This is a genomic window from Kribbella sp. NPDC005582, assembly GCF_040605415.1.
In the GTDB taxonomy this organism is placed as follows: domain Bacteria; phylum Actinomycetota; class Actinomycetes; order Propionibacteriales; family Kribbellaceae; genus Kribbella.
Window position 1 is genome coordinate 625,705 of the sequence record NZ_JBEXCU010000003.1, and the last position, 19,636, is coordinate 645,340.

At 68.2% G+C, this 19,636-nt stretch carries 17 protein-coding genes; 7 read left to right on the forward strand and 10 right to left on the reverse strand.

Translation table 11 applies throughout. The features are described from left to right. Window positions 1-14 precede the first annotated feature (14 nt). Window positions 15-1,307: a ricin-type beta-trefoil lectin domain protein gene (locus ABZS29_RS20650; RefSeq protein WP_355463877.1), complete on the forward strand. Its 1,293-nt coding sequence runs from the start codon at window positions 15-17 to the stop codon at window positions 1,305-1,307. Between the two features lie 4 nt (window positions 1,308-1,311). Here the strand turns inward: ABZS29_RS20650 and ABZS29_RS20655 are convergent, their stop codons facing one another. Beyond that, window positions 1,312-1,998 carry an SDR family NAD(P)-dependent oxidoreductase gene (locus tag ABZS29_RS20655; protein ID WP_355463878.1) on the reverse strand — a complete coding sequence of 229 codons (687 nt, stop codon included), beginning with the start codon at window positions 1,996-1,998 and terminating at the stop codon, window positions 1,312-1,314. Window positions 1,999-2,012: 14 nt separating this feature from the next. Further along, window positions 2,013-2,903 (reverse strand): NAD(P)H-binding protein, encoded by an 891-nt coding sequence (locus ABZS29_RS20660; protein ID WP_355463879.1) that lies wholly within the window; start codon window positions 2,901-2,903, stop codon window positions 2,013-2,015. A 69-nt stretch (window positions 2,904-2,972) separates the two neighbouring features. On the opposite strand from ABZS29_RS20660, the gene ABZS29_RS20665 reads away from it, so the two are divergent. Beyond that, a complete protein-coding gene (locus tag ABZS29_RS20665) occupies window positions 2,973-3,779 on the forward strand; it encodes a LysR family transcriptional regulator (protein ID WP_355463880.1) in 807 nt (268 codons plus the stop codon). An 82-nt stretch (window positions 3,780-3,861) separates the two neighbouring features. On the opposite strand, the gene ABZS29_RS20670 is transcribed toward ABZS29_RS20665, so the two are convergent. Together ABZS29_RS20670 and ABZS29_RS20675 are read right to left on the reverse strand one after the other, a co-directional pair. Then, entirely contained in the window at window positions 3,862-4,848 is a 987-nt protein-coding gene (locus tag ABZS29_RS20670; RefSeq protein WP_355463881.1) for a glycosyl hydrolase family 18 protein, read from the reverse strand. Between the two features lie 101 nt (window positions 4,849-4,949). Further along, window positions 4,950-5,966, reverse strand: coding sequence for a LacI family DNA-binding transcriptional regulator (locus ABZS29_RS20675; protein WP_355463882.1), 1,017 nt, complete (start codon window positions 5,964-5,966; stop codon window positions 4,950-4,952). 115 nt (window positions 5,967-6,081) lie between these two features. On the opposite strand from ABZS29_RS20675, the gene ABZS29_RS20680 reads away from it, so the two are divergent. From ABZS29_RS20680 to ABZS29_RS20690, 3 genes are read left to right on the forward strand one after another with little or no spacing between them, the layout of a single operon-like run. After that, window positions 6,082-6,909 (forward strand): CPBP family intramembrane glutamic endopeptidase, encoded by an 828-nt coding sequence (locus ABZS29_RS20680; RefSeq protein WP_355463883.1) that lies wholly within the window; start codon window positions 6,082-6,084, stop codon window positions 6,907-6,909. Beyond that, entirely contained in the window at window positions 6,909-8,048 is a 1,140-nt protein-coding gene (locus ABZS29_RS20685; RefSeq protein ID WP_355464411.1) for a histidine kinase, read from the forward strand. Before ABZS29_RS20680 ends, ABZS29_RS20685 begins: the two co-directional genes overlap by 1 nt. Continuing rightward, window positions 8,045-8,704, forward strand: coding sequence for a response regulator transcription factor (locus ABZS29_RS20690; protein WP_355463884.1), 660 nt, complete (start codon window positions 8,045-8,047; stop codon window positions 8,702-8,704). The genes ABZS29_RS20685 and ABZS29_RS20690 overlap by 4 nt, the downstream gene beginning before the upstream one ends. On the opposite strand, the gene ABZS29_RS20695 is transcribed toward ABZS29_RS20690, so the two are convergent. Further along, window positions 8,701-9,852, reverse strand: a complete 1,152-nt coding sequence (locus ABZS29_RS20695; RefSeq protein ID WP_355463885.1) for an MFS transporter — start codon at window positions 9,850-9,852, stop codon at window positions 8,701-8,703. The two genes, ABZS29_RS20690 and ABZS29_RS20695, sit on opposite strands and share 4 nt — an antisense overlap. Before the next feature lie 67 nt (window positions 9,853-9,919). Between ABZS29_RS20695 and ABZS29_RS20700 the strand changes: the two genes are divergently transcribed. Next, window positions 9,920-10,456 (forward strand): CGNR zinc finger domain-containing protein, encoded by a 537-nt coding sequence (locus tag ABZS29_RS20700; protein WP_355463886.1) that lies wholly within the window; start codon window positions 9,920-9,922, stop codon window positions 10,454-10,456. Here the strand turns inward: ABZS29_RS20700 and ABZS29_RS20705 are convergent. Genes ABZS29_RS20705 through ABZS29_RS20715 form a run of 3 tightly spaced genes read right to left on the reverse strand, consistent with a single transcriptional unit; the run spans window position 10,453 to window position 15,132 of the window. Beyond that, window positions 10,453-11,076 (reverse strand): NAD(P)-binding domain-containing protein, encoded by a 624-nt coding sequence (locus tag ABZS29_RS20705; RefSeq protein ID WP_355463887.1) that lies wholly within the window; start codon window positions 11,074-11,076, stop codon window positions 10,453-10,455. The genes ABZS29_RS20700 and ABZS29_RS20705 overlap by 4 nt on opposite strands. A gap of 51 nt (window positions 11,077-11,127) precedes the next feature. Beyond that, window positions 11,128-11,457, reverse strand: a complete 330-nt coding sequence (locus ABZS29_RS20710) for a helix-turn-helix domain-containing protein (RefSeq protein ID WP_355463888.1) — start codon at window positions 11,455-11,457, stop codon at window positions 11,128-11,130. A 45-nt stretch (window positions 11,458-11,502) separates the two neighbouring features. Further along, complete coding sequence (locus tag ABZS29_RS20715) at window positions 11,503-15,132, reverse strand: discoidin domain-containing protein (RefSeq protein ID WP_355463889.1); 3,630 nt, start codon at window positions 15,130-15,132, stop codon at window positions 11,503-11,505. A 502-nt stretch (window positions 15,133-15,634) separates the two neighbouring features. On the opposite strand from ABZS29_RS20715, the gene ABZS29_RS20720 reads away from it, so the two are divergent. Beyond that, complete coding sequence (locus ABZS29_RS20720; RefSeq protein WP_355463890.1) at window positions 15,635-16,294, forward strand: response regulator transcription factor; 660 nt, start codon at window positions 15,635-15,637, stop codon at window positions 16,292-16,294. Here the strand turns inward: ABZS29_RS20720 and ABZS29_RS20725 are convergent. Then, window positions 16,284-17,477, reverse strand: a complete 1,194-nt coding sequence (locus tag ABZS29_RS20725) for an acetate kinase (protein ID WP_355463891.1) — start codon at window positions 17,475-17,477, stop codon at window positions 16,284-16,286. The two genes, ABZS29_RS20720 and ABZS29_RS20725, sit on opposite strands and share 11 nt — an antisense overlap. Then, window positions 17,470-19,554, reverse strand: a complete 2,085-nt coding sequence (gene pta / locus ABZS29_RS20730) for a phosphate acetyltransferase (RefSeq protein ID WP_355463892.1) — start codon at window positions 19,552-19,554, stop codon at window positions 17,470-17,472. The genes ABZS29_RS20725 and pta overlap by 8 nt, the downstream gene beginning before the upstream one ends. Window positions 19,555-19,636: the final 82 nt, after the last annotated feature.

The window sequence follows — 19,636 nt, forward strand, 5'->3', positions numbered from 1 at the left end:
AACAGGAGCAACTCATGAACCAACGACATCTTCTCCGCCGCTGGCTGGCACCGTTCGCCGTCGCCGCGCTGGTTCTCACCGGCGCGGGGGTGGCCGAAGCCAAGCCGGCGCCCGCGGACGCCGTACCGCAGGCTGCATCTCCTGGCTGTGGCAAGGCGCCGACGCTGCGGAGCGGTACCTACACGATTCAGAGCAGCGGCAAGAACCGCAGCTTCATCCTCAGCGTCCCGGACAACTACAACAACAACACCCAGTACCGGCTGGTCTTCGGCTTCCACTGGCTGGGCGGCACCATGCAGCAGGTCGCCGGCGGCGGCAGCGACGGTGAAATCTACGCCCACTACGGCCTGAAGGCACTGGCGAACAACACCGCGATCTTCGTCGCGCCGCAGGGCCTCAACAACGGGTGGGGCAACTCGAACGGCGAGGATGTCACGTTCACCGACGACATGATCCGGCGGATCGAGAGCGACCTCTGCGTCGACTCGACCCAGCGCTTCGCGCTCGGCTTCAGCTACGGCGGCGCGATGAGCTACGCCCTTGCCTGTGCGCGAGCGACGACCTTCCGCGCGGTCGCCGCCATCGCCGCACCCGGCGGGATCAGCGGGTGCAGCGGCGGTACTCAACCGTTTGCCTACATGGGAATCCACGGCGTCTCGGACAACATCGGCGCGGGCCGAGGACTCCGGGACCGGTTCGTCCGGAACAACGGATGCACCCCGCAGAACGCGCCCGAACCGGCAGCAGGTAGCCGCACGCACATCACCACCTACTACTCAGGCTGCCGCGCGGGGTACCCGGTGGTCTGGGCCGCCTTCGACGGTGGGCACCAGCAGGGTCCGGTCGACGGCTGCGCCGGGTGTGAGAGCGGCGCCAGGAGCTGGGTCAAGAACGAGGTGTGGAAGTTCTTCACCGGTGACACCACTCCGACGCCGACCAGCTTCCGCCTGCGCAGCGAGTCCGCCGGCCGCTGCCTCGACGTCAACGGCGCGAACTCCGCCAACGGCACCGCGACCATCGTCTGGGACTGCCACACCAACGCCAACCAGCAGTTCACCCGCAGCGGCCAAGCTCTGCAGGTACTGGGCAAATGCCTCGAAGTGCCTGCCAACGCGAGCAGTGGGACCGCGTCCCGGATCTGGGACTGCAACGGCGGCGCCAACCAGCAGTGGAACGTCAACGACAACGGCACCATCACCAGTGCTCAAGGCGGCCTGTGCCTGACCGCGAGCAACACCACCAACGGCTCACCCGCCACCGTCACAACCTGCACCAGCGCTCCCAACCAACGCTGGTCCAAGGCCTGACCAGCTACCAGGGCACAGTCTCGCCCTGGTAATCGAGGAACTGGAGTCCAGGCTTGCCGGCTTGGGCGTTGATGGTCGCAACGACACCGGGGATGCTTTCATCGATGGTGAGCGGTGCGCCCGGACCGCCCAGGTCGGTCTGGACCCAGCCTGGGTTGACGAGAAGGAGCGTGTGCGAGTCGTCGGCGTACCGGGCGGCGTAGCAGCGCATCAGCTGGTTGAGGGCGGATTTGCTGGCTCGGTAGGCGTCCTGGCCGCCGTTGGTGTTGAGGCTGAGGCTGCCCTGGCGCGAGGACATGATGCCGATCGTGCCGTTGGCCGGGACGAGCGGGCGCAGGGTTTCGATCACGCGCAGGGGACTGAGGGCGTTGGTGATCAGGACTTCGGCGAAGGTGTCGGTCGCGACGTCGGCGATCGGCACGTTCCCGCGGGTGATGCCTGCGTTCACGAACAGCAGGTCGATCGTTCGATCGCCCAGCCGGTCGCGCAATGCGGCGATCTGGTCGGGCTGGGTGATGTCGACCGTCTCGACGAGGAGACGTCCCTCGGACTTGTCGGCCAGGTCGTGCAGTTCGGTGCGGTCGGCGCCGCGGACGGTGCCAATGACGTTCCAGCCAAGGCGGAGGTACTCGGCGGCCAGGGCCAGGCCGAGAGTGCGCGAGGCGCCGACGATGAGGGCGGTGCTGGTCATGGTTCTCCGTTGAGTCAGGCGAGGACGGCGGGCTTGAGCACTTGCTCGCACCATTGCCGGAAGGTGGTCGGGGTCGCGGTCTCGTCGGTACGCCGGATGCCGGCGTCGAGCCCGTCGTCCTTGGCGCGCATCATGTCGACCATGCCGCCGACGAAGGCATCGCCGAGGCCGTAGCCCTTCAACCGGGCCGCGAGGGCGTCGAGTGACTCGCGTTCGTACCGAATCGGCCGACCCAGTACGTCGGACATGATGCGCGCGAGGTCGTTGGCCGACAGATCCTCCGGCCCGAGGACCGGCACCTCGTCCGTTCCGGTCCACGAGCGGTCACGCAGGAGGCGGGCAGCGACGCCGGCGATGTCGCGGGTGGCCGCGAACGGTGTGCGACGGTCGGGGTCGCCGTTGTAGGTGAAGACGCCGTGGTCGCGGATCGAGACGACCTGCCGCAGCAGGTTGTCCATGAACGACGGGTTGGCGAGCGCCCGGTAAGCGACGCCGGTGTTCGCGATCAAGTCGTCCATCGCGAGTGTGGCGGTGACCAGGCCGGCCCGCCCGGCGTACGGCGTACTGCGGCCGAGTGCTGAGACGCCGACCACGTGACTCACGCCGTACGTCGTGAGCGCTTCAGCGGCGGGTCGGGTGAAACCGGCGTACGCGGCCTCGAGGCTCGGTGCGTGCTGGTTCGGCGGGGCGAGCCAGAAGGCGGCGTCGGCGCCGGCGAAGGCTTTGCCGACGACCTCGGGATCGCCGTGGGAGCCGGTCACGATGTCGACGCGGTCGCGGACGGCGGCGGGAAGTTTGCCGGGGTCGCGGACGATGACGCGGAGCTGCTCGCCGTCGGGGTCCTGGAGCAGGAGGTTGAGGAGTTGGCTGCCGATATCGCCGGTGGGCGTGGTGATGACGATCATGACTTCAACTCTGCGTGACGGCCTCGCGCGGGTCCAATACCTCTCCGTGACTATTGATACGGTTGAGGTATGGATCTGGATCTGCGCAAGCTCCGGTACTTCGCGGCCGTCGCCGAGCACCGGCACTTCGGCAAAGCGGCCGAGGAGCTGTACATCGCGCAGCCCGTGCTGAGCCGGCAGATCCGTGCCCTGGAACGCGACCTGGGCTGTGAGCTGTTCGTTCGCACCACTCGGAGCGTGCAACTCACGCCGGCCGGTGAGCAGCTACGCCAAGAGGCGGCCGGGGTGCTCGCTCTCGTGGACTCTGCTGTCCGGCGCGTCCACGAAGTGGATCGCGGCGTTCAGCGACTGGTCGTCGCGTTCGCCTCCGGCCTGCGAGTCTCTGAGGTCGTGGTCGCCTTCACCGCCAAGTATCCGGACGTCGAGATCGACTTGCGGCGCCTCAACTGGTGGGAGCAGGACGGCCCGCTCCGCGACGGACGCGCCGACATCGGCTACCTTCGCGGCAGCTTCGATCGCACCGGACTGCGCGTCGTACCGATCGGCACCGAGCGGCGGGTCGCCTGCCTGCCACTGGGCCATCGGCTGGCCGAGCGGGAGTCGCTGGTGCGGGCCGACCTCGACGGCGAGCCGGTGATGAACGCTCAGGGGCGGCGGACCGCGTCGATCGAGGAGAAGTTCGAACTGGTTGCCTCCGGCCACGGTATCGCGCTGGTCCCCGAGTCGGTCGCCCAGATCTACCCGCGCACCGACCTCGTCTACCTCCCGATCACCGACAACGAACCGGACGGCACCTACCTGGTCGTGCCGACCGACCGGCGCAACGAGCTCGCCCTGGACTTCCTCGACCTCGCAACGACCGCCCTGCGTCCGTAGCTCAAGCGTGGTCGCCGTCGAGCGGAGTCCGCAGGCAAACCCTGCGGACTCCGTGCAACCGATTGCACGAAATGGTTCCGAGCTAACCCGTGATGGCGACCTGGTAGATGGCGTTCACCAGGGACGTGCTGTCGGTGGTGTCCTGTGCCAGCTGCCAGTACATGACGCCGCCGGCGTTGGCCATCGCCCACTTGGTCTTCTTCCGGATGGTGGGAATGCCGTTGTAGCACTCCCAGGTGCCGCTAACCTGCACGCAGTCCTCCCACGCGTACGCCGGATCGATCGCGATCAGCTCGGCGTAGCTCTTCTGGCCCGGGCGGCTGTAGAACGGCACTCCCAGCACGGTCTTGCCGGCCGGTAGGCCGCGCGCCTTCCACATGTTGGCCGCGTCGATCGACCACTGGTAGTTGGCGTGCGGCGTACCCGAGTCGTAGGCCATGATGTTGAGGAAGTCCACGTAGCCGAAGACAGCGGTCGGAACACCTTCGGCGGTGGTGGCCCGGGCCGTCACGGCCGCGGTCAGCAGCTTGCCCTTCGAGTGGAGCGCGCTGCTCAACTGCTGCATCAGCGTCGCGAAGTTCGAGGCCGACGTTCCGGGGTCGGGGTACTCCCAGTCCATGTCGATCCCGTCCAGGCCGTACTGGTTGACGAGGCCGACCAAGGCGTTGACGAACGTGGTCCGCCGGGAACTGCTGGCGGCGAGCGCCTCGAAGGCGGAGTCATCGCCGTTGTTCCAGCCGCCGGCGGCGAGCAGAACCTTGACGCCCTTGCTGTGGCCGCTGCTGACCAGTGACGAGAGCTTCGAGGGGTTCGGCACGGCCTGCAAGGTGCCGTCGGCGTTCGGGTGGACGAACGCGTAGTTGACGTGGGTGAGCTTGCTGAACTGGATGCTGCTCACGGTGCCGGCGCCGGACGTCAGGTAGCCGACACTGCGGAACCCGTTCGGCAGTGAGGGGTAGTAGGTGGCGTCGGCGGTGGCGGAGGGCGCGGGTGCCACGGTGGCGATGAGCCCGGTGGCGAGAGTCGCGAGAGCAAGGGCTGCACAGGCCCAATGGCGTCGAATCTGCATGACACTCCTAGCGGGGAGGGACGGAGTCGTTGTCGGGAGCTAAGCGTGCAACCGGTTGCACGTCAAGACCGCCGAGTTCTCTTTCGCGAGAAAGTAAGGGGTCAGCGGCGCTTGCGCGGCGCGGGCCCGGTGGTGGCGCGCACCACCAGCGAGGTGTCCAGCAGCAGCCGGTCGTTCGAGCTCGTACCGTCGTTGCCGAGCCGGCCAGCCAGCAGATCGATGGCTGCGGCGCCGGCCTCGGCCGACCGCGAGGAGACCGTGGTGAGCGGGGGATAGGTCTGCGCCGCCAGGACGTCGTCGCAACCGATCACACTGAAATCACGCGGTACGACGAGTCCGCGCTCGGTCAGCCCGGTGAGGATGCCGTGGGCCAGCAGATCGTCGAACGCGATCACCGCGGTCGCGCTGGTCGCCAGCAGATCCGCCACCGCGTGACGCCCCAGCTCGTACGACGACAGCCGGCCGGGCAGCATCGTCACGGTCAGTCCGGCCCGCTCGCCGACTCGCTTGACCGTCCGCTTGCGCTGACTGTTCGACCACGAGCGATGCGGTCCGCCGAGATACGCGATCTCGCGATGCCCGAGCCCGGCAAGGTGCTCCACGGCCTGCGTGACCCCGGCAGTGGTGTCGATCAGCACCCGTGCGATGTCGGCGACCTCGCGATTGACCAGTACGACGGGATGCCGCTCGGCGTGCGCCTTGATCGCGTTCTCGGTCATCCGGCTCGACGCGATCACGAAACCGTCCACCTGCATGGCCAGCCGAGTCAGCAGCAGGTCCTCCCGGGCCGGATCCTCGTTGGTGTTCGCGAGAAAAACGGCGTACCCGGCCTGGTCGGCGCGTTGCTCGATCGCCCGGATCATCGGCGGGAAGAACGGGTTCGCGATATCGGGAACCACCAGCGCGAGATTGCCCGACCGGCCGGTCGACAACGCCTTGGCCATCGGGTTCATCGAGTATCCGAGGCGCTGAGCGACCGCGAGCACGCGCTCGACCGTTTCGGCCTTGAGCCGGTGCGGCTGACTGAACGCCCGCGACACCGTCGCCCGGGACACGCCAGCCTCAGCGGCGACCGTACCGATGGTGGGCTTGCCATCACCTGGCGCGCGCGTGGGCATATCCGCAGCCTAGCCTTCGGCGGCTCTTCCAGTGGTTTGTCCCCCGCGAGAGCTACCGCGAAGTGCCCGCTCCACGGTGACGTTTCGCGGGCGGCGAATCCCTAGCGTTGGGGACATGAGACTGATCAAGCAACTCGCCGTCGTCCTGTTGATCTCGTTGATCGGCGGCCAGCTGATGGCCGCCGCGGACTGGAACACCCCGCTCGCACTGGTCATCGGTTTCGGGACAGCCGTCGCCGCGCTGTTCGGATACCGCTGGGTAGTCGGGCGGACCGAGCGCCGTGAGGTGACCGAGGTTGGGCGGCCGGGTGCCGCCGCTGCGGTCGGGCGCGGGTTGCTGATCGGTCTCGGGATGTTCGCGGCCGTCATCGGAAACATCGCTCTGCTGGGGGACTACCACGTGGCCGGTTGGGGTTCGGTGAGCGGCGCCCTCGCGCTCTTCGGATTCACTGCGGCGGCGGCGGTGACCGAGGAGTTGATGTACCGCGGAGTGCTGTTCCGGATCATCGAGGGCCGGCTCGGCACCTGGGCGGCATTGGGGCTGACGGCGTTGCTGTTCGGACTGTCCCACCTGCTCAATCCGAACGCGACACTGTGGGGTGCGCTGGCGATCGCGGTCGAGGCCGGCGGAATGCTGGGCGCCGCATATGTCGCCACGCGCAGTCTCTGGCTGCCGATCGGCATTCACTTCGCCTGGAACTTCGCCGAGGGCGGCATCTTCGGTACGGATGTCTCCGGGACCAACACCCCGCAGGGCCTGCTGGACGGCGTACTGTCCGGGCCGTCGATGGTGACCGGCGGCGCGTTCGGACCCGAGGGCAGCGTGTACTCCGTGACCGCAGGCCTGATCGCGACCATGGCCTTCCTCTGGCTGGCCCGGCGGCGCGGCACGATCGTGGCGCCCCGCCGTCGCCGTACGGCGGCCGCTACCCTCGTCCCGTGATGCGGATCCCCGAGCTGTGGCGTCGTTCCAGCGTGATGGTTCGGGATCTGCCGCTGCCTCTGGCTCTCGCGCTCGTCTCGCTCATCCCGGCCATGGACGGTCATGGCACGCAGATCGGCAATCTGCCCACGCGACCACAGGACGCGTTGGCTCTCGCGGTGATCGCGCTCGAGTGCATCCCGTTGATCGGCCGCCGCCGCTGGCCGCTCGCCTCTTTCGCGCTGGTGGCGATCGGCTTCGCGGTCGACCAACTGCTGGGCTATCACACGGCGTCCGGGACAGCGTTGCCGATCGCAATCATCAGTACCGCGCTCCACCTCGACCATCACCGGCGTACGACGATGGTCGCCGGAACTGGCGCGTTCGTACTCTTCGCGGCGGCGCTGGATCGGCAAGGTTCGACCGAGGGCACTGCCGGGAACGTGCTCTTCTACCTCGCACTGGTGGTTGCCTGGGGCATCGGTTCGTGGCTCCGGCTGAACCGGGCCGCCGAGGCCGAGCGGCGCCGGCACGTCGCGGAGATCACCCGCAGTACCGAACGCAGCCTGATCGCCCGCGACCTGCACGACATCGTCACCCATCACGTCACCGCGATGGTGGTTCAGGCCGAGGCAGCGCGTTATCTGACCGCCGCGCCGGAGCGCCTCGACGACACCTTGACCGCGATCAGCGATACCGGCCGCCGAGCGATCTCCGACCTCCGGCATCTGCTCGACGTGCTCAACCCGGACCACGGGAGCGAACCGCGGTCGCCGTCGATCGGTGAGTTGAGTGCGCTGGTCGAGCAGGCCCGGCAAGCCGGTCAGCCGGTCGAGTTCAGCGAAGAGGGCGAGCAGGTGGCGACCGCCGGTAGTGCGGAAGTGACGACGTACCGGGTGGTGCAGGAGGCTCTGACCAACGCACTCAAGCACGCGCACGGCGCCCGTACGGCGGTCCAGGTGCGGCATGGTGAACGGGAGATCGCAGTGGAGATCCGGACCGAGCGCACGACCGCGCAGCCGGCGTCGTTGGGTGGAAGCGGTCGCGGGCTGGCCGGTCTGCGAGAGCGCGTCGAGGTGCTCGGCGGTGACTTCACCGCAGGGGATCGGGACGGCGATTTCGTCGTACAGGCTCGGATTCCGGCCGGGGGAGCGGCGTGACGGCGCCGATCCGCGTGCTGGTCTGCGACGACCAGGCGCTGATCCGGACCGGGTTCGCGACGATCATCGATGCCCAGCCCGACCTCGAGATCGTCGGCGAGTGCGGTGACGGTCGCGCCGCGGTCGAGCTCGCCGCGCAACTGCGTCCCGACGTCGTCGTGATGGACGTGCGGATGCCGGTCCTCGACGGCATCGAAGCGACGCGGCTGCTGGCCGGCGACGGCGTCGAGCATCCCGTGAAGGTCCTCGTGGTGACGACGTTCAACCTCGACGAGTACGTGTACGAGGCGCTCCGCGCCGGGGCCAGCGGCTTCCTCTTGAAGGACGCCCCGCCGGCCCAGCTCCTCAACGGCATCCGCACCGTCGCGACCGGCGCCGCACTGCTCGCTCCCGAAGTCACCCGCCAGCTCGTCGGGCGCTACGCCGCCCGGATCCGTCCCGCCCAGCAGACCCCCGAAGACTCCCCGCTGACCGCGCGCGAGCTGGAAGTCCTCCGCCTCATCGCCGAAGGCCTGTCGAACAGCGAGATCGCCGCCGCGCTCGTGATCAGTCCCGAGACCGTCAAGACCTACGTCTCCCGCATCCTCACCAAACTCGACCTCCGCGACCGCGTGCAGGCCGTCGTCCACGCCTACCGGCACGGCCTGGTCAGCTAGCCGGTCAGGAGGCCGAGACCAGAGGCGACGAGCAGTCCTGCCGCTACCAGTAGCAGGGCGGTCGGCGTACCGACCAAGGGCACGAGGAGCCCACCGGCGGCTTGGCCGAGCGCGGATGCGCCAACCCGGAGGCTCGCAGCCGTCGTACTCACTCGTCCTTGCAGCGCGAGCGGGCTGTACTGCTGGCGAGCGGCGAACATCGCCGGAATCATCGGTCCTTCGAAGAGCCCCGAGACGACGGCCAGGACGAGCAGCGCGGCCAGACTTCCGGCCAGCGGCCAGCTGGCGATCGCCAGCCCGTAGGCAGCGACGGCGACGATCACCACCAGTTCGGGCCGCCACCGGTTCTGCCAGCGCGCGACCAGGATCGCGGCCGCGACGCTGCCCACCTCGAGTGCGGTCCAGAGATAACCGGCTGCGGCTTTAGGTGCTCCCAGCAACGGCATGTGGAGCGGCAGGGTGATCAGGAGGAAGCCGGTCGCGCCCATCAGCGCTGTGCTGGTGACCGTGGATGCGCGAAGTCGCGGCGTCCCGAGAAGGTGGGCGATTCCGCCGGAAACTGTTGCCAGGAAGGGTTCTGGGGTGGTGCTCGCCGGTGGTAGGGCGGGGAGCCGGGTGATCGCGACGATGCTGAGGACGGCCGTCACCGCGATCACCGCCGCAGCAGCGTCGACCGAGACGGTGGCCGAGATCGTCGCCGCGGCCGCCGGTCCGATCATGCTCGCGGCGCCGAAGCTAGCGGCCTCCAGTGAGTTCGCCCGGGCGAGCTTTGGCTGCGGTACCAGGCTGGGGAGCATGCTGGTGAAACCGCCGCTCACCATCGGCAACGTCGTACCGGCTACTGCGGCCAGGACCGGCGTGATCCAGTGCGGCGTGTGTCCGACGACGACCACCAGCACCAGCATCACCACTGCGAGGATCGCCTGGTTCGCGCAGAGTGCTGCCCGACGGTAGGCGGTGCGGTCCAGCCAGGCGCCGAGCAGCGGCCCGGTAGCGATCGCAGGCAATGCGTACGCCGCTCCGGTCAGCCCGGCGAGGCCCGGACTGTCCGTGCGTTCCAGAACGAGCAGGACGATCGTGAACGCGACCATCTCGTCACTGAGCCGGGCGAGTGTCGCCGCTCCGTAGTACGACCGCAGGCCGAGCATCGATCCTCCTCGTAACGCGATAGCTGCCGTTACGCGTTACGTTAACAAATGCGTTACGCTGGGTCGAGTGGAGAGCCTGACCGCACCGGATCGCTTCCTCCGGATGGCCGTGGACCTGGTGAACACCCGGACGCTGGAGCCCGAGAAGCTGGTCTCGCCCGCGGCCTTGGCCGAGTTCCTGATCGACCACGGCGAGCCGACGGCAGACGTGACCGACGACGACCTCGCCGCCGTACAGGCCGTCCGCGAGCGGATCCGCCCGGTCTTCCACGCCGAAGCACGGGACGCGGTGCAGATTCTGAACGGCCTGCTCGCCGACTACGCCGTACAGCCGTATCTCTCCGACCACGACGGCGCACCGTGGCACCTCCACGTCGCCAAACCCGACGCGACCTGGGCCGAATGGCTCGCCGCCAACGCCGCCCTCGCCCTCTCCGGTTTCGCCGCCACCCACGGCTTCACTGCACTCGACACCTGCGCCGCCCCCGACTGCGAGCGAGTCTTCGTCAACCCCGCCGCCAACCGCCCCCGCCGCTTCTGCACCCCCACCTGCTCCACCCGCACCCGCGTAGCCACCCACCGAGCCCGCCGCGCCGGCGGCTAGGACGCGACCAGGTTGAAGACCGTGTGCTGGTCTCGGCCGCCGAACAGGAGCGAGATCACGATTGCGGCCATCGCTTCCAGGTGGAGGGCGTGGCGGAGGTCGCCGACCAGTAGTGGTTCGGCGCCGAGGTCGGTGATCAGTCGACTTGCTGCTTCCAGCGCGTCGGAGTGATCGCCGCAGTACGGTACGACGAGTGCGCGGCCGTCGAAGACCGGCGGCTGCAGCTCCCAGACCTTGGCGTGGCATTGGTTGAACGCCTTGACGACCTTGCCGCCGGTCACCTCCTGGATCTGTTGTGCGGTCGACCTGCCCGGCGGAGTGACCAAGGTGAAGTGGTCGATCTCGACCGCGTTGTTGCAGTCGAGGATGGGCTTGCCGCGGAGTGCGTCGCCGATCTCGGCCAGCGTGGATTCCAGGCCTTGGTACAGGACTGCGATCAGTGCGACGTCGCAGAAGTCCGCGACTTCCTGGAAGGTGCCGGCGCCTGCGTCCCACTTGTCGGCGAGCGCCTTCGCTTTGCCGGGCGTCCGGCCGGTGATCATGATGTCGTGCCCTGCGGCGGCCCAGCGCGTACCGAGTGCGTCGGCCATCGCGCCGGCCCCGAAGATTCCAATTCTCATGCCGGAAACGCTAGGAGGCCGTGAGGAACCAACTGGTGCCCTGCGGTGGAATCAGGCGAGCTCGTCGGCGTGGTCCTCGGCCCAGCGGGCCAGCACGGAGACCGGTTCGAGCAGGCTCTGGCCGAGGCCGGTCAGCCGGTACTCGGTCCCCGGTGGCGCGGTTGCCAGCTCGCGTCGCTCCACCAGGTTGCTGCGCTCGAGCTTCCGCAGCGTCTGCGTGAGCATCTTGTCGCTGATGCCGCCGATCCGCTCGCGCAGGTCGCTGTAGCGCATCGGCCCGCGCCCCAGCCCGAAGACCACGACAACCGACCAGGTGTCCGCGACCAGGTCGAGCGTCGTGCGGGCCGGGCAGTCCGCGAGAAACACGTCGTTGGCAGCCATCCCGCACATCCTAAGCGGCGCTGAAGGGCGGCATCACCGGCGCCCTCAGGGAGTGACGGGGATGTTGGTCAGGCCGGTTTGGGCGTTCTGGACGGTGTTGGAGGAGTAGACGACGTTGGGGTCGGCGGAGCACTTGGACGCTGAGCTGATGTTGATGGCGTACTGACCGGCGCCGCCGAGGTTGGAGGCGTTGTTGCGCCAGATGTTGCCGCAGCCGTTCGGGAACGACGGAGTGGTGGACGGGTTGTGAGTCTCGTAGCCGTTTGCGAAAACGCCGGGGGAGGAGAAGGTGCCGGTGTTGTTCTCGATCAGGTAGCCGATGCCTTTGACGTCGACCCAGGAGTCGGCCGAGTTCTCGCCGGAGATTCCGGTGCCGTTGAAGGTGTTGCCGCGGATGATGCCGCCGGTCGTGCCTTCCTTCACGTCGATGGGCTCGGCGGCGATGTTCGGGCCCAGTTGGTTGTCGAGTACCTGGACGCGGTCGGACTTGTCGACGCCGCCGGAGTTGCCGTGACAGCCCCAGTTCGAGCCCGCCGAGCCGATGTAGACGCCCTCGCCGTACCCCTTCTGGACGAGTCCGGCATCGGTGACCTTGGAGTTCTTGATCACGCCGTCGGCCGACGACCGGCGGAAGTGCACACCCTCTTCGTCGGTTTGGTGGACCGAGACACCGTCGATGGTCACGTGGTGCGAGTTGTCCAGTACGATGCCTTTCTTCGAGTCCTGCACGGTGAAGCCGGTCAACTTCCAGTACGGCGCCCCGAACAGCCAGAGCCCGTAGCCGGAGTCCCAGCCGGCCGTCGGCGCCGGGCACGACGGTGCGTCTCCGGTCGGCCCGTCATTGATCAGTACGGCGGACGCCGGGCCCGTCAGCGTGATCGGCGCCGACGCGGAACCGGCGCGCTGGGTGACGAACGAACCGTGGTACTGCCCGGCCGCGAGCCGGATGGTCTGACCGGGTTGCGCGTTCGTCAGCGCAGCCTGCAGCTGGGCAGCCGTCGAGACGTCAACCGCGGTCCCGCCGCCGCCTCCACTGCCGCCACCGCTCGTCCCGTACACCTCGAACTCGAACAGTGAGTACCCGTACGCCGTCCCGCGCGCGGTCCCGTTGATCCGCACGTACCGCGCTGTTCCGGTGACCGGGATCTCGTCGACGCCGCCGTCCGCGGTGGTCGTGGAGTAGGCGGTCGACCAGGTGGAGCCATCTGTGGAGAGCTGGACCTGATAGGCCTTGCCGTAGGCGGCCTCCCAGTTCAGCTTCACTCGAGTCAGGTTCGCCGCAGCGCCGAGGTCGACCCGGATCCACTGGGGATCGACGCCCTCCTTCGAGGCCCAGCGAGTCGTCGCGTTGCCGTCGACTGCTTTGCCGGCCTCGAAACCAGCGCCCTCGGTCGACGACGCGGTCGCGGTCTTCCCGCGGGACAGGAGCGTCTCTGATCCACCGCCGCCGGGCTGCGTGGTGGCGCTCGCGGTGTTGCTCGCCGCCGACTGGTTGCCTGCGGCATCAACTGCGCGGACTGTGTACGTGTACGTCGTGGCAGCGGTCAGGCCGGTGTCGGTGTACGTGGTGCCCGTGCTGGTTCCGGCCACGGCGCCGTTGCGGAGTACGTCGTACCGGGTCACGCCGACGTTGTCCGTCGATGCGTTCCAGGCCAGCGTCGCGCTGCTCGACGTCGTCGCGGTGACGCGCAGGCTGGACGGCGTGCTGGGTGCGGTGGTGTCGTTGCTCCCGCTGTCCGGGGTTCGCAGGAACAGTGAGCCGGAAGCGTCGGTGCGAGATGCGTTGACGCCGCCGTTCGGCAGGGTGTAGTCGGCCGTCTCCCGGCTCGCCCAGTCGGGAATCGGCACTCCGTTGACGGCCAGGTGCTGGAACTTGGTCGCGTCGGCCGAGCTGCTGCCGAACTGGTACAGCCGCTGCCGGTCTGGGTAGAAGCTCTGGTAGGCGCCACCCGCGGTCGTTTGCTTGCTGAGATCGTTGTTGTAGACAACGTTCTGCGGACCGCTCGAGCCCGACCACTTGACCGCCTTCGGGCCGGCGGCCCACCAGATCGGCCACCAGGTCGAGTCGTCCGGTACGTCGCCGCCCTCGTCACCGCAGTTGCTCCGGCAGTTCTTCGACGAGTGCTCGAACGGGACCTTGACCTTGTTGTTCTCGAACAGGTTGCGGCGCTCCCACCCGCCGTGCACATTCAGGTCGGAGTCGAAGTCGTTGCCGATGGCCACGTTGTCCGACGCGGACCACTGGAAGGTGAAGTGCCGCAGGTTCCGCGTGGTGTTGTAGGCGTAGAGCGAGTCCCAGACCCGGGATCCGCGCAGGTAGCCGTTGCCGCCCTTGCCCTTGTTCCACGAGCCGTCCAGGTGCGACTCCTGGACCTGGATGTTCTTCGCGCTCTCGGTGACGATCGGGTGCGAGCCGGTCATCTCTGTACCGACCCGACGGACCCAGCTGTTCACCGCCCACTTCAGAACGATGCCGTGCATCTGGTACTCCGGCGCCATGTTGCCGTAGTTGTGCACGGCGTCGGCCTTGTCGAGATTGTAGGTTCCGCCGGCCAGCTTCGGCATGTTGGTCATGTCCTGGGTGATGCTGAGGTCCTCGATCCCGACCCCGACGATCGGCTTCAGCGGCGTCACCCGGCTCGGGTAGACGGTGCCGCCGATCGCTGCTGAACCGTCCGACGTCGAGTTCAGCGGCAGGTCGTACTCGAGCGGCTTGTCGATCGTCAGGTTGCGCCCGGCGGCATCGACCGCGGTGATCTGGAAGATCTGCTGCCGCATGTGCAGGTTCTGGTACTTCGACGTGTCGGTGACGGTCTGCTGCTGGTAGAACTTCGCGGTGTTCGCCGCCCCGACCCACAGATAACTGCCGGGCTGGAAGAGCGTCATGTTCGCGTTGGTCGCCAGCTTGATCTGCGTCGTACCGATCGCCGATCCCTCGCGCAGCGGGATGCCGCTGGCCCAGTGCTGGTTGATGCTGCCCTCGAAGATGTCCTTGCGATTCAGCGGTGCCGCGGCGTAGTCGGCGGCGTACCGAGGGGCGACCTCACGCGTCTGGACCCGCAGCAACCCACGCCCGGGCCACATCCATCCGCCCTTGCCGGACGAGCCGTACGTCATCCCGTCCTCATCCCAATCACCACCATCGGTGGTGAGCTTGTCGTAGCGCGTGTTGACGTCCGGGCGAAACACCAGCACGGTCCGGCCTTCACCTGCACCCTTGAGCAGCAGGTAGCTGGCGTCGAGCCCGAGCTGCCGAGTGACGGTGATTCGTCCCTCCGGCAAGGCGATCTGCGAGAGCTTGTTGTACCCGGCTGACGGTGTGCACTGGGTGCGGACCGCGTCGATCGCCGCTTGCAGTCCGGCGGTCGCGTCGCTGCCGTCCGCGCGTACGCCGTACTGGGTCGCAAGCTCAGACGCGGTGACCTGACAGGTGGCGTCCGGGTTGATGTCTGCCGGGCCGGGCAGCGGCGCGCCACCTCGATAGCCCGCCTTGCTCCAGTCCGGCAGGCCCGCGATGGGTGCCCGCCGATTAGCACTGCTCAGATCAGGGATGCCGGCCGCTACGGCAGCCGGCGATGCCTGGATCTGCAGGGTGACGACCGCGGTACTCAGCAGGCCGCAGACCACTGCGGCCGCACCGAATCGACGTCGCCTTCGGTAGTTGGTGGATGACATGCGGAGACCTCCTGAAGGGGCGATGGGAGGACAACTATTAGGAAACTTTCTTAACGATTGAAAGGAGCGTAGACCGCGCCGCAAGGCTCGGCAAGGGCTTACCGAGGGGGAATCTCCACATCATCGACTGATGCCTGAAGCCCTTGCTGACAACGAGGTGGTGCAGATTTCGGGACTTTCGGCCCTGCTGGTCGGGGTGGATCCGGGGGCAACATGGTGGGGCAGGGGAGGCACCGGCTCGTCGGAAGAGGGGTTGGGGCAGGGACCAGGTCAGGGGTCGCTGTCACCTAGGGACACCTCCGACGAGTCGGTCCCCTGCAACCAGGCGGCGCGATCACCGTGGTTGTCCTGGCGCTCGTTGCTGCGGGCAACGTCGGGGGTCTCGGCCGCTGGTGGAGCGGACTCAAGTTGCTCCGCCGGTGATCGCGGGCATCCGAAGGTCCCGGATGACCAGGGACCTAGGCCCCTGGCGCACTCGCACCAGGGGCGCGATGATGCGTGCATGACGATCAAGGTGTTCCTGCTCGACGACCACGAGGTGGTTCGGCTGGGGCTGCGCCAGCTGCTCGAGTCCGAGCCCGACATCGTGGTCGTCGGTGACGGCGCGACCGCCGCGGAGGGGATCGCGCGGATTCCCGCTGTCCGGCCGGATGTCGCCGTACTGGATGTTCGTCTTCCGGACGGGGACGGGATCTCGGTCTGCCGCGAGGTCCGGTCCATCATGGACGAGCCGCCGGCGTGCTTGATGCTGACGTCGTTCTCCGACGACGAGGCGTTGTTCACCGCGATCATGGCCGGCGCCTCGGGCTATTTGCTGAAGCAGGTGAACGGCGGCGACCTGGTCGGTGCCGTCCGGAGGCTCGCGGCCGGTGAGTCGCTGCTCGATCCCGCGATGACGGCCAAGGTGCTGGAGAGGCTGCGGCACCCGGTCGCCGAGGAGGACCCGCGGTACTCGACGCTGACCGATCAGGAACGCAAGATCCTCGCGGAGATCGCCGAGGGCAAGACCAACCGGCAGATCGCCCAGTCGCTGTTCCTGGCCGAGAAGACGGTCAAGAACTACGTCTCCTCGCTGCTGCGCAAGCTCAACCTCGAACGCCGTACCGAGGCTGCCGTCTTCGCGATCGAGCACGCGAAGAAGCAGGGACCGATCAGGTCCTGACGACGGCGAGCGCCTCGCGAGCGATCTGCCACTCCTCATTCGTCGGTACGACGAGTACGGCGACCCGGCTGCCGTCGGGCGAGATCCGCCGAGCGTCTGTCGACGAGGAGCTGTTGAGGTCGTCATCGACGGTGATCCCGAGCTGCTCGAGCCCACTGAGCGCAGCCGCCCGAACCACTGCGGAATGCTCGCCGACCCCCGCTGTGAAGACGATCGCGTCGACCGTTCCGAGTACGGCGTAGTAGGCGCCGACGTACTTGCGGATGCGGTGACAGTAGACATCGAATGCCAGCACGGCACCCGGATCACCGGCGTCGCGGCGCCGGGTGACCTCGCGGAAGTCGTTCGCACCCGCCAGGCCCTTCAGGCCGGAGGCGGAATTGAGCTGCTTGTCGACCTCGGTCGCGGTCAGCCCGAGCTCGCGCTCCAGATAAGCCGGTACGGCGGGATCGAGGTCGCCGGAGCGCGTACCCATCACGAGACCTTCGAGCGGCGTCAGCCCCATCGACGTCTCGACCGACTGCCCACCCCGGACGGCTGACACCGAGCACCCGTTGCCGAGGTGCAGAACGATCACGTTCACCTCGGCCGGCTCCCGGCCGAGCAGCCGCGCCGCCTCTGCGGAGACGAACGCGTGCGACGTGCCGTGGAACCCGTACCGCCGAACCCCGTGCTCGTCACGCCAAGCAAGCGGTACGGCGTAGGTATACGCATGCTCGGGGAGTGTCTGGTGGAAGGCAGTGTCGAACACGGCAACTTGCGGCAGGTCCGGGAACAGTCGGCGAGCGACCTCGATGCCCTCAAGGTTCGCGGGGTTGTGCAGCGGAGCCAGCGGTACCAGGTCGGTCACCGCTGCGATCAGCTTGTCGTCGATCAGCGCCGGTGCGCCGAACAACGAGCCGCCGTGGACAACCCGGTGTCCGACTGCCGCGAGCTCGAGTCCGTCGAGCGAGGGTCCGTGGGATTCGAAGGCGTCGAGCGCACCGCGCAGGGCGTCCTCGTGGTCGGCGATCGGGCGGGTGGTCTCGGCGTCTCCGTCCGGACCGTGGTGGACGTGCCGGCTCTCGTCCTCGCCGATCCGCTCGACGAGGCCGGAGGCGGCCGCCGTACCGGACTTGGCGTCGATCAGGCTGTACTTCAACGACGAAGAGCCGGCGTTGATCACCAGCACGTGGTCAGTCATTGCGTGCCTCCTGCTCGGCCTGGACGGCGGTGATCGCGACCGTGTTGACGATGTCGCGGACGGTCGCGCCGCGGGAGAGGTCGTTGACCGGGCGGCGCAGTCCCTGGAGGACCGGGCCGACCGCGACGGCGTTCGCGGATCGCTGGACGGCCTTGTACGTGTTGTTGCCGGTGTTCAGGTCGGGGAAGATGAACACGGTCGCGCGGCCGGCGACCGGTGAGTCCGGCAGCTTGGTCCGGGCGACGGCGGCGTCGATCGCGGCGTCGTACTGGATCGGGCCTTCGACCAGCAGCTCCGGCGCCCGCTCCCGGACGATACCGGTTGCCTTGAGCACCTTCTCGACCTCGTCGCCGGCCCCGGAGGCGCCGGTCGAGTAGGACAGCATCGCCACTCGCGGCTCGATGCCGAAGGCAACTGCTGTCTTCGCCGACGAGAGCGCGATGTCCGCGAGCTGCTCGGCGGTCGGATCCGGGTTGACCGCACAATCGCCGTACACGAGGACCTGGTTCTGCAGGCACATGAAGAACACCGACGAGACGACCGAGACGCCGGGCACGGTCTTGACGATCTCGAGCGCCGGCCGGATGGTGTGCGCGGTGGTGTGGACCGCGCCGGAGACCATGCCGTCGGCGAGGCCGAGCTGGACCATCATGGTCCCGAAGTAGGAGACGTCGCGGACGAGCTCGCGAGCCCGATCGAGGTCGACGCCCCGATGCTGCCGCAGTCGATGCAGCTCCGCGGCGAACTGCTCGGCGAGCTCGTCGTGCTCGGGGTCGATCACCCGCGCGGCGGTCACGTCGACGCCGAGCGCGGCGGCCTTCGCACTGATCGCCACCGGATCGCCGAGCAGCGTCAGATCGGCGACGCCGCGGCGGAGCAGGATGTCGGCGGCACGCAGGATCCGTTCCTCGTCGCCTTCGGGCAGGACGATGTTCTTGCGGTGGGCAACGGCATCGTCGATCAGCTGGTGCTCGAACATCAGCGGCGTGACCGCGCTGCTCCGTGCGACCTCGAGCTGGTCGAGCAGAGCATCGCTGTCCACGTTCTTCTCGAACAGGGCCAGCGCGGCGTCGATCTTGCGCGGCGAGTCCTTGGCCAGCCGGCCGCGGACAGCGGTCAGGGCGGCCGAGGCGGCCTGCGTGTCGAGGGTCGTGTCGACGATCGGCAGCGTGACACCGAGCCCGTCGATGAGCCGCTGAACCTGATCGGGCAGGGTGAAGCCGCCGTTCAGGACGACTGCGGAGATTTGCGGGAAGTTCCGGGAGGCATGCGCCATCAGTACGCCGAGGACGACCTCGGGCCGATCGCCGGCGGTCACGACTGCAGCACCGTCGAACAGCCGGTCGAGCACGTTCGGCATCGTCATCCCCGCGACCACCAGACCGGTCGTCTCGCGGGTGAGCAGGGCGGGATCGCCGCTGAGCAGCCGGCCGTCGACAGCCGGCAACAGGTCGGCCACGGTCGGTTGCGACAGCAGCGGATCCTCCGGCAGCGCGAACGCCGGTACGCCGATGCCGGCCAGCGCGTCCACCGCATCGGAAAGGCGGCCCGGCGTCACGCGGTTGACGACCACGGCCGCCAGCGTGCCGTGGTGGACGCGCAGCTCACCGGCCGCCATGTCGGCGATCGCCCGGAGGTCCGGTGCGCTGCGCCGGAACCCGTTCAGTACCAGCAGGACCGGCGTACCGAGGTTCGCGGCGATCTTGGCGTTGAACGAGAACTCGGTCGGTGTCCCGACATCGGTGTAGTCGCTGCCGAGCACGAGCACGGCGTCGGCCTGCTCGGCGACCTCGTGATAGCGCTGCACGATCGCTGCGAGCGCGGCGTCGGGATCCGCGTGCACCTCGGCGTACGTAACGCCGACGCACTCCTCGTAGCTCAGTTCGACGGCGTCGTGAGCGGTCAGCAGGTCCAGGACGTAGTCGCGGCCGCCGCGGCCGGTCGGGTCGGGGCGAACGATCGGCCGGAAGACGGCGACCCGCTCCACACGGCGCGACAACTGCTGCAGAACCCCGAGAGCCACGGTCGATTTGCCGGTCGACCCCTCCACCGATGCGACATAGACGCTGTTGGCCATACCTGAACCCTAACCAGTACGCCGGCGGCCGCGAGCAGGACTTCCGCCGGGACCGGACGGGACCTCGGGCCCTGGGCGATCC

Coding starts and splice junctions, on each gene's coding strand:
- ABZS29_RS20675 (WP_355463882.1), bottom strand. CDS start 5,966: ATGCCCACGCGCGCGCCAGGTGATGGCAAGCCCACCATCGGTACGGTC.
- ABZS29_RS20695 (WP_355463885.1), bottom strand. CDS start 9,852: ATGCTCGGCCTGCGGTCGTACTACGGAGCGGCGACACTCGCCCGGCTC.
- ABZS29_RS20720 (WP_355463890.1), top strand. CDS start 15,635: ATGACGATCAAGGTGTTCCTGCTCGACGACCACGAGGTGGTTCGGCTG.
- ABZS29_RS20655 (WP_355463878.1), bottom strand. CDS start 1,998: ATGACCAGCACCGCCCTCATCGTCGGCGCCTCGCGCACTCTCGGCCTG.
- ABZS29_RS20650 (WP_355463877.1), top strand. CDS start 15: ATGAACCAACGACATCTTCTCCGCCGCTGGCTGGCACCGTTCGCCGTC.
- ABZS29_RS20685 (WP_355464411.1), top strand. CDS start 6,909: ATGCGGATCCCCGAGCTGTGGCGTCGTTCCAGCGTGATGGTTCGGGAT.
- ABZS29_RS20660 (WP_355463879.1), bottom strand. CDS start 2,903: ATGATCGTCATCACCACGCCCACCGGCGATATCGGCAGCCAACTCCTC.
- ABZS29_RS20725 (WP_355463891.1), bottom strand. CDS start 17,477: ATGACTGACCACGTGCTGGTGATCAACGCCGGCTCTTCGTCGTTGAAG.
- ABZS29_RS20670 (WP_355463881.1), bottom strand. CDS start 4,848: ATGCAGATTCGACGCCATTGGGCCTGTGCAGCCCTTGCTCTCGCGACT.
- ABZS29_RS20705 (WP_355463887.1), bottom strand. CDS start 11,076: ATGAGAATTGGAATCTTCGGGGCCGGCGCGATGGCCGACGCACTCGGT.
- ABZS29_RS20665 (WP_355463880.1), top strand. CDS start 2,973: ATGGATCTGGATCTGCGCAAGCTCCGGTACTTCGCGGCCGTCGCCGAG.
- ABZS29_RS20715 (WP_355463889.1), bottom strand. CDS start 15,132: ATGTCATCCACCAACTACCGAAGGCGACGTCGATTCGGTGCGGCCGCA.
- pta (WP_355463892.1), bottom strand. CDS start 19,554: ATGGCCAACAGCGTCTATGTCGCATCGGTGGAGGGGTCGACCGGCAAA.
- ABZS29_RS20710 (WP_355463888.1), bottom strand. CDS start 11,457: ATGGCTGCCAACGACGTGTTTCTCGCGGACTGCCCGGCCCGCACGACG.
- ABZS29_RS20680 (WP_355463883.1), top strand. CDS start 6,082: ATGAGACTGATCAAGCAACTCGCCGTCGTCCTGTTGATCTCGTTGATC.